This window comes from Klebsiella africana (genome assembly GCF_020526085.1).
GTDB classification, from domain to species: Bacteria; Pseudomonadota; Gammaproteobacteria; order Enterobacterales; family Enterobacteriaceae; genus Klebsiella; species Klebsiella africana.
On sequence record NZ_CP084874.1, the window covers coordinates 1,635,906 to 1,648,005 of the forward strand.

At 58.2% G+C, this 12,100-nt stretch carries 9 protein-coding genes and 1 pseudogene; 8 read left to right on the forward strand and 2 right to left on the reverse strand.

The genetic code is table 11. The annotated features are described in order from the left end of the window. The first annotated feature begins 2 nt into the window (after positions 1-2). The 6 genes and pseudogenes from LGL98_RS07905 to LGL98_RS07930 all read left to right on the forward strand — a co-directional run bounded on the left by LGL98_RS07905 (position 3) and on the right by LGL98_RS07930 (position 8,323). Entirely contained in the window at positions 3-1,196 is a 1,194-nt protein-coding gene (locus LGL98_RS07905) for a 3-hydroxybenzoate 6-monooxygenase (protein ID WP_136034745.1), read from the forward strand. A gap of 74 nt (positions 1,197-1,270) precedes the next feature. Beyond that, a complete protein-coding gene (dusC, locus tag LGL98_RS07910) occupies positions 1,271-2,203 on the forward strand; it encodes a tRNA dihydrouridine(16) synthase DusC (protein ID WP_136034747.1) in 933 nt (310 codons plus the stop codon). A gap of 352 nt (positions 2,204-2,555) precedes the next feature. Next, on the forward strand, positions 2,556-3,920 hold the full coding sequence (locus LGL98_RS07915) for a carbohydrate porin (RefSeq protein WP_136034749.1): 1,365 nt from the start codon (positions 2,556-2,558) through the stop codon (positions 3,918-3,920). Positions 3,921-4,075: 155 nt separating this feature from the next. After that, entirely contained in the window at positions 4,076-4,909 is an 834-nt protein-coding gene (gene bglG, locus LGL98_RS07920) for a transcriptional antiterminator BglG (RefSeq protein ID WP_032442073.1), read from the forward strand. Between the two features lie 29 nt (positions 4,910-4,938). Beyond that, positions 4,939-6,913, forward strand: a pseudogene (gene bglF, locus LGL98_RS07925) (PTS beta-glucoside transporter subunit IIABC). A gap of 15 nt (positions 6,914-6,928) precedes the next feature. After that, positions 6,929-8,323: a glycoside hydrolase family 1 protein gene (locus tag LGL98_RS07930; RefSeq protein WP_032442075.1), complete on the forward strand. Its 1,395-nt coding sequence runs from the start codon at positions 6,929-6,931 to the stop codon at positions 8,321-8,323. 33 nt (positions 8,324-8,356) lie between these two features. Here LGL98_RS07930 and LGL98_RS07935 read toward each other — a convergent pair whose 3' ends face one another. Next, entirely contained in the window at positions 8,357-9,091 is a 735-nt protein-coding gene (locus tag LGL98_RS07935; RefSeq protein ID WP_114692639.1) for a class I SAM-dependent methyltransferase, read from the reverse strand. Between the two features lie 128 nt (positions 9,092-9,219). Between LGL98_RS07935 and mdtQ the strand changes: the two genes are divergently transcribed. Further along, a complete protein-coding gene (mdtQ, locus tag LGL98_RS07940; protein WP_032442077.1) occupies positions 9,220-10,659 on the forward strand; it encodes a multidrug resistance outer membrane protein MdtQ in 1,440 nt (479 codons plus the stop codon). A 33-nt stretch (positions 10,660-10,692) separates the two neighbouring features. On the opposite strand, the gene LGL98_RS07945 is transcribed toward mdtQ, so the two are convergent. Next, positions 10,693-11,262, reverse strand: a complete 570-nt coding sequence (locus LGL98_RS07945) for a DedA family protein (RefSeq protein WP_032442078.1) — start codon at positions 11,260-11,262, stop codon at positions 10,693-10,695. Positions 11,263-11,415: 153 nt separating this feature from the next. Here LGL98_RS07945 and LGL98_RS07950 point away from each other — a divergent pair, with 153 nt between their 5' ends. After that, positions 11,416-12,003: a Yip1 family protein gene (locus LGL98_RS07950; RefSeq protein WP_008804043.1), complete on the forward strand. Its 588-nt coding sequence runs from the start codon at positions 11,416-11,418 to the stop codon at positions 12,001-12,003. The last annotated feature ends 97 nt before the right edge of the window (positions 12,004-12,100 follow it).

The following is a 12,100-nucleotide window of genomic DNA, read 5'->3' on the forward strand; positions in this document are numbered from 1 at the left end:
ACATGGCGAAAGTGACGCGAGCAATTATCGTCGGCGGCGGCATTGGCGGTGCGGCGACGGCGCTCTCTCTGGCGCGCCAGGGGATCAAAGTGATGCTGCTGGAAAAGGCGCATGAAATCGGCGAAATCGGTGCTGGTATCCAGCTGGGGCCGAATGCCTTTTCGGCACTGGATAGTCTGGGCGTCGGCGACGTGGCGCGCCAGCGGGCGGTGTTTACCGATCACATCACGATGATGGATGCGGTGAATGGGGAAGAGGTGGTGCGTATCGAGACCGGCCAGGCCTTCCGCGACCACTTTGGCGGCCCGTATGCGGTGATCCATCGGGTGGATATTCACGCCACTGTCTGGGAAGCCGCGCTAACCCATCCCGGCGTGGAATACCGAACTTCAACCCAGGTGGTGGATATTCGCCAGACCGCCGATGATGTGACGGTCTTTGATGACCAGGGCAACAGCTGGACCGCTGATATTCTGCTGGGCTGCGACGGTGTGAAGTCAGTGGTGCGTCAGAGTCTGCTCGGCGATGCGCCGCGGGTCACCGGCCACGTAGTATATCGGGCGGTGGTGGAAGCGGCTGACATGCCGGAAGACCTGCGGATTAACGCGCCGGTGCTGTGGGCCGGGCCGCACTGCCATCTGGTGCATTATCCGCTACGCGGCGGCAAACAGTACAACCTGGTGGTCACCTTCCACAGTCGGGAAAGCGAGGAGTGGGGCGTGCGGGACGGCAGCAAAGAGGAGGTGCTCTCCTACTTTAAAGGGATTCATCCGCGCCCGCGGCAGATGCTCGACAAACCTACCTCCTGGCGGCGCTGGTCTACTGCCGACCGCGAGCCGGTTGAGAAGTGGGGCAACGATCGCATTACCCTGGTTGGGGATGCCGCCCATCCGGTAGCGCAGTATATGGCGCAGGGCGCCTGCATGGCGCTGGAGGATGCGGTCACGATCGGTAAAGCGCTGCAGCAGTGTAACGGCGATGCCGCTCGCGCCTTCGCGCTGTATGAGTCGGTGCGTATTCCGCGTACCGCACGCATCGTCTGGTCGACTCGTGAAATGGGGCGGATTTATCACGCCGCGGGCGTCGAGCGGCAGGTGCGTAATCTGTTGTGGAAGGGCAAAACGCAGGATGAATTTTACCGCGGTATCGAATGGCTTTACGGCTGGAAAGAGGATAACTGCCTCGAACCGCGTTAAGGCCCTGCATTGAGCACTTTCAACCAGCGCCCGGAGGCGCTACCATAGCGCCTCTTTTTTTTCCGGGTAATGATATGCGTGTTCTACTGGCGCCGATGGAAGGTGTGCTCGATTCGCTGGTGCGCGAGCTGCTGACCGAGGTTAACGATTACGATCTGTGCATCACCGAATTTCTGCGCGTGGTGGACCAACTGCTGCCGGTAAAATCGTTCTACAGACTGTGCCCGGAGCTGCGTCACCACAGCCGCACCCCGTCCGGAACCCGCGTGCGCGTCCAGCTGCTGGGACAATATCCCGAGTGGCTGGCGGAAAACGCCGCCCGCGCGGTGGCGCTGGGTTCGTGGGGGGTGGATTTAAACTGCGGTTGTCCGTCGAAGCTGGTAAACGGCAGCGGCGGCGGGGCGACGCTGCTGAAAGATCCGGAGCTTATCTATCGAGGCGCGAAAGCCATGCGAGAGGCGGTTCCCGATCATCTGCCGGTGACGGTGAAAGTTCGTCTTGGCTGGGATAGCGGCGAACGGCGCTTCGAAATCGCCGACGCGGTGCAGCAGGCGGGGGCCAGCGAGCTGGTGGTTCACGGCCGCACCAAAGAAGATGGCTACAAAGCCGAACGCATCAACTGGCAGGCGATTGGCGAGATCCGCCAGCGTCTGACTATCCCGGTGGTCGCCAACGGTGAGATCTGGGACTGGCAAAGCGCCCAGGATTGCATGGCCGCCACCGGCTGTGATTCGGTGATGATTGGCCGCGGGGCGCTTAACGTGCCGAATCTTAGCCGGGTGATCAAATACAACGAACCGCGCATGCCGTGGCCGCAGGTGGTTCAGCTGTTGCAAAAATATACCCGCCTGGAAAAGCAGGGCGACACCGGTCTGTATCATGTGGCGAGAATTAAGCAGTGGTTAGGCTATTTACGCAAGGAATATACCGAGGCGCTGACTCTGTTTAATGAAATTCGCGCTCTGCAAACCTCAGCTGAAATAGCGGCGGCGATCGCCCGCTATTAAAATATTGTTATTTGCTTCACATATTATTACTTGCCTGCCTATTGCTGGTAGGCATGGGTTGAATAAAGTGATAATGTGCAGTCAATCAATTCAGGATTGCTACTGAACCCAGGCAAAACCTAAGCATTTTCGTCATTCGTGGCGCAAAGTGCTTAGGTTTTTTTTTGGCTAAAATTTAATGGTGGAAAAATAATGATGTAAAACAATTGGTTGTAATTAGGCTTTTCTCTGGCGCAGTCGCGGTTTTATTACCGATAGACGCCCCTTGCCATTCATTTTTAAAAAAAGAAAACAGGTAAATAAATAGCCTGGGGATCCCCTTTGTTTTTATTCAGTCACGGTGGATATCACAATGCATAATCAAAAAATAAATCAGCTACTAATCGGCGCGGCGCTGGCGGCAATGGTGCCTGCTGTGAGCGCCGCGGAAACGCCGGCGTGGAACGGCAGCGTGCTGGGGTTTGAAGCCGGGCAGCAAGGGCTGTTGGGCGATATGCTGGGCATTCGTCCGATCCTCGAAGAGAACGGCTTTAATTATAATCTCGGCTATCTTAACGAGATGGCCTACAACGCCGGCGGCGGTTATGACCATGATAAACACCTGGCCTATATTGACCAGGTGGCGCTGATCTTTACCCAGGATCTGGAGCGCTGGACCGGCATACCGGACGCCCGACTCGAAGGCAACATCGTCAACCGCAACCACGATGATAACCTCACCACGAAACGGCTGCAGGATCCGCGGGTGAGTTTCAACGATCTGTCGCAGGAGAGCTGGGGCGGCGGGTCGATTACCCGCCTTGGCTGGCTCACCTTTGCCCGCAGCTTTGACGACCGCCGCCTGACCTGGCGCATCGGCATGATGAACAAGGTGCAAACCTTCGACCAGATCATACCCTGCGATTTTCAGCTGCTGACCCAGTGCGGTGGTAAATCGGCCAACTCGCTGACCTGGAATAACTGGAACATTCACACCTGGGGCACCACCCTGGAATACAAGCTGACGCCGACGGTCACCCTGAAAGGCGGGGTGATGGAGCAAAACCCGCAGGCTACCGCGCGCAGCCACGCGTGGAGCTGGTCGACGCAAGGCAGCAAAGGTATCTTACTGCCGATGGAGATCGAAACCCGTCCGCTGATTAATGGCCTGCCGGGAGCCTATAACCTTGGCGTTGTCTGGACTAACGCGCCGCAGAGCGACCTCTACAGCGGTAAATCCGGCGGCGCCGGGGCGACCGATCCGCAAGGTTACGCCGAGCACGACAGCACCTGGTTTATGTACGCCGGCCTGAACCAGCAGATTACCCGCCACGCCGATGACCCGCTGCGGGGGATGAGCGTCTCGCTGAGCGGCAGTCTCAGCGACCAGCGCAGCAACTATATCCACTCCGCCGTCGCCGCCTCCATGCGCTACCGCGGGCTGTTTGACGCCCGCCCGGAGGACTGGATTGGCTTCGGCCTGACGTGGATCGACATGAGCAGCCACTACGCTCGTAACCAGCGCTATATGAACCAGCTCAGCGGCGCCACCGACTACAACGACCCGGCGTACCAGCCGGTCGCCGGTCATTCGCTGAACGGCGAGCTCTATTATCGCTTCCGCCCGGTCTCCTGGCTGGAGCTGCAGCCGGGCCTGCAGTACTGGCACCGTCCGGGCGGCGTCGCGCAGACCCAGGACGCGTGGGTGGTGGAGTGGAAAACCGTCGTGACCTTCTGATAGTCGCGATCTTAATCACGTTTTTTCACTTGTCAGGTTGAGCGCGCAGCAGAAGTTGTTACAGTGCGGGTGTTGGATTGCAACTGCTGCGGCAGGCAAAACCTGATCACCTGGCGTTTCGTCGGGGGTCAGGTTTTTTTGTTTCTGGGGTCTATATGCAAATCGCCAAAGTACTTAATAACAATGTGGTGGTGGTTCTTGACGAGCACCAGCGCGAACAGGTGGTGATGGGGCGAGGGCTGGCCTTTCAGAAACGCCCGGGCGACGTGCTGGATGACAGTAAAATTGAAAAAGTCTTCGCTTTACAAAGCGATGAGCTGGTTGGCCGCTTAGGCGAGCTGCTTAATCAGATACCGTTAGAAGTGATGACCACCTGTGACCGGATCATTGAGCTGGCCCGCGGGCGGCTGGGTAAGTTACAGGACAGTGTGTACATCACGTTAACGGATCACTGTCATTTTGCTATCGAGCGGCAGAAAAAGGGCATCGCACTGCGTAACGTCCTGCTGTGGGAGATTAAGCGGCTGTATCCGAAGGAGTTCGCGCTGGGCCAGGAGGCAAGGGCCATTATTGCCAAAAGGCTCGGCGTGGCGCTGGCGGAGGATGAAGCCGGATTTATCGCCCTGCATCTGGTGACGGCGCAGCTCAACAGCGAAATGCCGGAGGTCATGCACGTGACCCGGGTGATGCAGGAGATCCTGCAGCTGGTGAAGTATCAGTTGCAGCTGAACTACGACGAGGAGTCGCTGAGCTATCAGCGTTTCGTCACCCATCTGAAGTTTTTCGCCCAGCGGATGCTGACCCGCACGGTGGTGGAAGATGACGACGTCTCGCTGCACAGCGCGGTGAAAGATAACTACGCCAAAGCGTGGAAGTGTGCGGAAACGGTGGCGACGCATCTGCAAAAGCAGTATCAGCGGGCGCTGACCACCGAAGAGATTATGTTTCTTGCCATTCATATCGAACGGGTAAGAAAAGAGGGGCGTTAGTTTCCCCAACAAAACTGGATTGTTACTGCATGATGCAGGCAAAACCTGAGCGCGACGCCTACCGGCGTGGTTCTCGGGTTTTTTTATTTTTTACTACTCAGTCGCCGGTTGTCTGCGGGCAGCGGCAGTAAGGAAAAGAGCATGGAATATAAAGCACTCGCGCAGGATATTCTCAACCGCGTCGGCGGCAAAGAGAACATTGTGAGTCTGGTTCACTGTGCGACACGTCTGCGTTTTAAACTAAAGGATAACGGCAAAGCCGATGCCGAAGGGCTGAAGATGAATCCGGGCGTCATAATGGTGGTGGAGAGCGGTGGCCAGTTTCAGGTGGTGATTGGCAACCACGTTCACGACGTCTGGCTGGCGGTGCGTCAGGAGGCGGGGTTAGGCGACGACAGCGAACCGGTTGCCGAGGAAAAAGCGGCAAAAGGCTCGGTGTTAAGCCAGCTTATCGACATCATCTCCGGCATCTTTACGCCGTTTATCGGCGTGATGGCGGCAACCGGTCTGCTGAAAGGACTGCTGGCGCTGGCGGTGACCTGCGGCTGGCTCACGCCGGAGCAGGGGACCTATAAAATCTGGTTTGCCGCCAGCGACGCGCTGTTCTTTTTCTTCCCGCTGTTTCTTGGCTATACCGCCGGGAAGAAGTTTGGCGGTAATCCGTTTATCTCGATGGTGATTGGCGGGGCGTTAACCCACCCGCTGATGATTCAGGCCTTTGAGGCCAGCCAGGCGCCGGGCGCGGCGGTGGAGCATTTTCTCGGCATTCCGGTGACCTTTATTAACTACAGCTCGTCAGTGATCCCCATTATTCTCGCCTCATGGGTCTGCTGCTGGCTGGAGCGCAAGAGCAACGCGCTGCTGCCGTCATCGATGAAAAACTTCTTCACCCCGGCGATTTGCCTGGCGGTGGTGGTGCCGCTCACCTTCCTGGTGATTGGTCCGGTCGCTACCTGGCTGAGCCATCTGCTGGCCAATGGCTACCAGATCATTTATGCGTTTGCGCCATGGCTGGCGGGCGCGGTACTGGGCGCGATGTGGCAGGTGTGCGTTATTTTCGGCCTGCACTGGGGGCTGGTGCCGTTGATGATCAATAACATGACCGTGCTCGGCCACGACTCTATGCTGCCCATTATCCTTCCGGCGGTGATTGCTCAGGTGGGGGCCGTGCTCGGTATTTTCCTCGCCACTCGTGATGCGCGCCAGCGGGTGCTGGCTGGGTCAGCCTTCTCTGCCGGGCTGTTTGGCATCACTGAGCCGGCCATCTATGGCCTGACCCTGCCGCTGCGCCGTCCGTTTATCTTCGGCTGTGTCGCCGGGGCGATTGGCGGGGCGATCACCGCCTTTAGCAACAGTTATGCCTACTCGTTTGGCCTGCCAAATATCTTTTTCCCGGCGCAGATGATCCCACCCGGCGGGTTTGACGCCAGCGTCTGGGGCGGCCTGATCGGCACCGGCGTGGCTTTCGTTCTCGCCTGCGTGCTGACCTTCTTCGCCGGTCTGCCGCGTGCCACCGCCGCACAGGGTGCCGTGGCGGTAGCCCCGGCCTCGGCAAACGACATTCTGGCGCCGATGAGCGGCAGCGTCATCGCCCTCGATCAGGTGCCGGACAGCACCTTCGCCAGCGGCCTGCTCGGTAAAGGGGTCGCTATTATCCCGGCGGTGGGAAAAGTTATTGCGCCATTTTCGGGCGAAGTGGCCTCCCTGTTTCAGACTAAACACGCCATTGGCCTGCAGAGCGACAGCGGCATTGAACTGCTGATCCATGTCGGCATCGACACGGTCAAACTCGACGGCGTGCCGTTTACCGCGCACGTGAAAGAGGGGGACAGGGTGCAGGCCGGCGATCTGCTGATTGAGTTTGATCGTCAGGCGATTCTGGATGCCGGTTACGACCTGGCGACCCCGATCATTATCAGCAACAGCGACGACTACCGGGAGATTGATACGGTGGCGTCCAGCGCCGTCGAAGCCGGTCAACCGCTGTTGTCAGTCAGCCATTAATCACAGGAGCGAAAGATGAAAACATTCCCGGCGGATTTTTTATGGGGCGGCGCGACCGCAGCGAATCAGGTGGAAGGGGCATACCTGGAGGGGGGCAAAGGCTTATCTACCTCTGACGTGCAGCCGCACGGCGTGTTCGGCGAGGTGGTCGAACGCGTACCCGGCGACAGCGGTATTAAGGATGTGGCGATCGATTTTTACCATCGCTACCCGGAAGATATTGCCCTGTTTGCCGAGATGGGCTTCAACTGCCTGCGGGTGTCCATCGCCTGGACCCGTATCTACCCCAACGGCGATGACGCCGAGCCGAACGAAGCCGGCCTTGCCTTCTATGACAAGTTATTCGACGAGATGGCGAAGCACAACATCACCCCGCTGGTGACGCTGTCGCATTATGAAATGCCGTGGGCGCTGGTGAAAAACTACGGCGGCTGGGGTAGCCGGGAGGTGATTGGCTTCTTTGAGCGCTACGCCAGGACGGTGTTCAGCCGCTATAAAAATAAGGTCAAACTGTGGCTGACCTTTAACGAAATCAATATGTCGCTACATGCCCCGATGACTGGCGTCGGCCTGCCGGCCGGCAGCAGTAAAGGTGAGGTGTATCAGGCGATTCACCACCAGCTGGTGGCCAGCGCGCTGGCGGTCAAAGCCTGTCATGAGCTGGTGCCTGAGGGCAAAATCGGCAATATGCTACTCGGCGGGCTGATGTATCCCCTGAGCTGCAAACCGGAGGATGTGTTTGAGACGCTGCAGGAGAACCGCAGCTGGCAGTTCTTCGGCGACGTACAGGCGCGCGGCGCATACCCGGGCTATATGCTGCGCTTTTTCCGCGACAACGGCATCACGCTCACCATCACTGATGCCGATCGCGAGGCGCTGAAAACCACTGTCGATTTTATCTCCTTCAGCTATTACATGACCGGCTGCGTCACCGCCGATGAGGCGCTGAACCAGCAGGCGCGCGGCAATATTCTCAGCATGGTGCCGAACCCGCATCTGGCGAGCTCGGAGTGGGGCTGGCAGATAGACCCGCTGGGTCTGCGCACGCTGCTGAATGTGCTGTGGGATCGCTATCAGAAACCGCTGTTTATCGTGGAAAATGGTCTGGGCGCCAAGGATAAGGTGGAAGCCGATGGCAGTATTAACGATGACTACCGCATCAGCTATCTGAACGATCATCTGGTGCAGGCGCGGGAAGCCATTGACGATGGCGTTGAGCTGATGGGCTTTACCAGCTGGGGGCCGATTGACCTGGTGAGCGCCTCGAAGGCGGAGCTGTCGAAACGCTACGGCTTTATCTATGTCGACCGCCATGATGACGGTACCGGCACTCTGGCACGCAGTAAGAAGAAGAGCTTTGACTGGTATAAAGAGGTGATTGCCAGCCGCGGCGCCAGCCTGAAAGCGTAAAGAATGCCCGCCCGACCAGCGTCGGGCGGGGGATTAGCCCGGTTTACGCGCGCGCAATAAAAAGATCATCGGACGTTCTTTCTCTTCATCCAGGGCGGGCTGTTGGACAATCTGTTCGGTGCTCGGACCCCACTCATCCAGCTGCTCCAGCACAAAACCAGCGGCGATAAGCGCGTTTATCCAGCTTGAGAGTTTGCGGTGCTGTTTAATGACGCCCTCGGCAAACCAGTTGCTGACGCGCTCGCCCTCCTGCTGATAGTGACTGACCGGCCAGCTTTTCTGTCCCTGGTCATCCACCCGCCAGCCCTGCTGTAAGGGGGCAGTATAGATGGGATGTTCAGCGGAAAAGACCAGGATGCCGCCGGGAACCAGTGCCTGATGCAGGGTGGCGAAGAGCGGAGCAATGTCCGGTAAATAATGCAGCGCCAGCGAGCTGTAGACCAGATCGCAGCTGTTGGCGGGCAGCGTCAGGGTTTGCAGATCGGCGCAGCGGTAGTCAATCTTATCCCCACGGGTCATTTCCCGCGCCTGCGCCAGCATACGCTGGGAGAGATCAAAACCAATTATCTGGCTGGCTCCCTGCTGCTGCGCCCAGCGGCAAAACCAGCCGTAGCCGCAGCCGAGATCCACCACCCGCAAACCGGTTATCGGCGGCAGCATCGCCTGCAGGGAAGGCCACTCGGGTGCGCCATCCAGCCCCTTCACCGAGCGATCGAGGGTCGCATAACCGGCAAAGAAGTGTGGATCGTCATAAATATTCTGGCTCATATTCATCCCTTGAATTTGTAAGGTTGTTTATTTTTAGCAAACTAATAATTTAGTCACACGCTTTACTAAACGCGTTAAATTCAATTAATTTATGATAACTATCCTGATTAAGTTATCTGACCTGTCTAATGAAATTGATATTAAATAAAAGCGTGCTGGCGGCATTGCCCCTGGCCATCGCGCTGGCTGGCTGCGCGCCATCTCATGAGATTGCTCATTCGCCGCAGCAGCAAATTCCGGCTTCCCATGTATCGATGGAACTCCCTGCCGCCGTTAAAAATGGCTGGCCGCAAACCGAGTGGTGGAAAGACTATCACGACGCCCAGCTGAATAATCTGATCCAGCGAGCGTTAGCCAACGCGCCGGATATGCAAATTGCCGAACAGCGGATCCGTCTGGCGGAAGCCCAGGCCAGAATGTCGCAAGCCAATCTTGGCCCGGAGATGGATTTCTCCGCCGATGTTGAACGCCAGCGCATGTCGGCCGAAGGCCTGATGGGACCGTTCGCTACCGACACTGACGGCAACACCGGCCCGTGGTATACCAACGGTACCTTCGGCTTGACCGCCGGCTGGGATCTGGACCTGTGGGGCAAAAACCGCGCACTGGTTAAAGCGCGCATCGGCGAGCTGAAAGCCCAGGTGGCCGAGCAGGCCCAGACCCGTGAATTGCTTTCCGGCAGCGTGGCGCGTCTGTACTGGCAGTGGCAGACAGAAGCGGCGATCAAAGCGGTGCTGCAGCAGGTGAAGAGCGAGCAAAACAATATTGTGACGGTGGATAAGGCGCTGTTCCAGCGCGGGATCACCAACTCTGCCGAAGGGGCGGAGAACGATATTAACGTCAGCAAAACCGACCAGCAGCTGGCGGACGTAGCAGGCACGATGAAAGAGATTGAAGCACGGCTGATGGCCCTGACTAACAGTCAGAGCCAGTCGCTGAACCTCAAACCAGCCAGCCTGCCAACGGTCAGCGCGCAGCTGCCTGACACTCTCGGCTATGAACTGCTGGCGCGCCGCCCGGATCTGCAGGTCGCCCACTGGTACATTGAGGCGTCGCTCAGCGAAGTGGACGCGGCGAAAGCGGCGTTTTATCCGGACATCAATCTGATGGCGTTCCTGCAGCAGGATGCCCTGCACTTAAGCGACCTGTTCCGCCATTCGGCGCAGCAGATGGGCGTCACCGCCGGGCTGACGCTGCCGATCTTTGACAGCGGCCGCCTCAATGCCAATCTGGATATCGCCAGCGCGCAGAACAGCCTGTCGATCGCCCAGTACAACAAAGCGGTGGTGGATGCCGTTAACCAGGTGGCGAAAACCGCCAGCCAAGTCGAAACATTAATGGCGAAAAGCCAGCAGCAGCAGCAGGTTGAAAAAGACGCCCAGCGGGTGGTGGACCTGGCGCAGGCCCGGATGAACGCGGGGATCCTCCCTGGCTCGCGGGTAAGCATGGCTAAGCTGCCGGCGCTGCAGGAGCGGATTACCGCGCTGCGTCTGCACGGCCAGTGGATTGATGCCAGCATTCAGCTGACCTCGGCCCTCGGCGGCGGTTACCACCAGACGGTGAAGTAACCGCTACCCACGGTGCGCCCGCGGGCGCACCGCTTAGTCCTTTTTCTTACCCTCGCGCCGCCTGAGCCACCAGTGGGCGGCCACCACCACCACCACCGCGAGGATCAGCCAGATCCAGTGCTTTAGATGAGCATCCAGATGGTGCAGCCACGGGCCAACCACCTCGCCGCCAAGATAGCCAATGGTGGTAAACAGCAGGGCCCACACCAGCGCTCCGACAATATTCAGCGGCAGGAAAATGCGCGGCGGCAGGCGGCTGGCGCCGATCAGCAGAGGGCCGATCACCCGAAAGCCGTACATAAAACGGGTGCCGATGACAAACAGCCACGGTCGGTGCTGGATCATACGCTGCGCTTTACGGATCCGCGCTTTCTGACTGGCGAAACGGCGCAAAATGCGCCCGCCAAAGCGGCGGCCGACCAGATAGAGCAGCTGATCGCCAATCATCCCGCCGAGGGCGACGGCGATCACCACCAGAGGAAACTTCAGTAGCCCCTGATGCGCCGCGACGCCGCCCAGCAGGGTAATGGTCTCACCTTCCGCCATGCTGCCGACGATCAGCGCCGCGTAGCCATACTGGGAAATCAGGTGATTGATATCCATAAACAGCTTTTCTCCTTACCTCATCACCTTTTAATCATACACCCTGCTGACCAAAACGCGGCGACGCAGATTTTTCGCGCTGTACACAAAATAATCTACAGGCTGAATTATACTTGGATCAGTGCAGTACGAAGCCGTGACAAGGGGGACGCTATGAACCATGTCTGGGGGCTCTTCGCTCATCCCAACCGGGAGATGAGCGTGATTAAGAGCGAGAATGAAACCATTTCTCATCACTATACGCATCATGTGCTGCTGATGGCGGCGGTTCCGGTGGTCTGCGCCTTTATCGGCACCACGCAGCTGGGCTGGAACTTCGGCGATGGCACGGTGATTAAACTGTCGATGTTGACCGGGCTGGCGCTGGCGGTGCTGTTTTACGCGGTGATGCTGGCCGGGGTGGCGATCATGGGGCGGGTCATCTGGTGGATGGCCAGACAATATCCGCAACAGCCTTCGCTGAAACGCTGCATGGTGTTTGCCGGCTATGTGGCCACGCCGCTGTTTCTGAGCGGGATTGTGGCGCTCTATCCGCTGGTCTGGCTGTGCGCGCTGATCGGTACCATCGCGCTGTTTTACACGGGCTATCTGCTCTATCTTGGCATCCCCACCTTCCTGAGCATTAACCGGGAAGAGGGGTTAAGCTTCGCCAGTTCAACGCTGGCCATTGGGGTACTGGTGCTGGAAGTGCTGCTGGCCATCACCGTGGTGCTGTGGGGCTATGGCTACCGACTCTTCTGATTGGACAGTTCGGGTAAATATGCATTGCCGGCAAATATGTATTTTGTGTCGGCAATGCAGCATTTCTTCACGATTCTTATTAGGCACAGGGCCTTAC

Excerpts from the sequence above, each read along its gene's own strand:
- LGL98_RS07905 (WP_136034745.1), top strand. The coding sequence starts at position 3 with ATGGCGAAAGTGACGCGAGCAATTATCGTCGGCGGCGGCATTGGCGGT.
- dusC (WP_136034747.1), top strand. The coding sequence starts at position 1,271 with ATGCGTGTTCTACTGGCGCCGATGGAAGGTGTGCTCGATTCGCTGGTG.
- LGL98_RS07915 (WP_136034749.1), top strand. The coding sequence starts at position 2,556 with ATGCATAATCAAAAAATAAATCAGCTACTAATCGGCGCGGCGCTGGCG.
- bglG (WP_032442073.1), top strand. The coding sequence starts at position 4,076 with ATGCAAATCGCCAAAGTACTTAATAACAATGTGGTGGTGGTTCTTGAC.
- LGL98_RS07930 (WP_032442075.1), top strand. The coding sequence starts at position 6,929 with ATGAAAACATTCCCGGCGGATTTTTTATGGGGCGGCGCGACCGCAGCG.
- LGL98_RS07935 (WP_114692639.1), bottom strand. The coding sequence starts at position 9,091 with ATGAGCCAGAATATTTATGACGATCCACACTTCTTTGCCGGTTATGCG.
- mdtQ (WP_032442077.1), top strand. The coding sequence starts at position 9,220 with ATGAAATTGATATTAAATAAAAGCGTGCTGGCGGCATTGCCCCTGGCC.
- LGL98_RS07945 (WP_032442078.1), bottom strand. The coding sequence starts at position 11,262 with ATGGATATCAATCACCTGATTTCCCAGTATGGCTACGCGGCGCTGATC.
- LGL98_RS07950 (WP_008804043.1), top strand. The coding sequence starts at position 11,416 with ATGAACCATGTCTGGGGGCTCTTCGCTCATCCCAACCGGGAGATGAGC.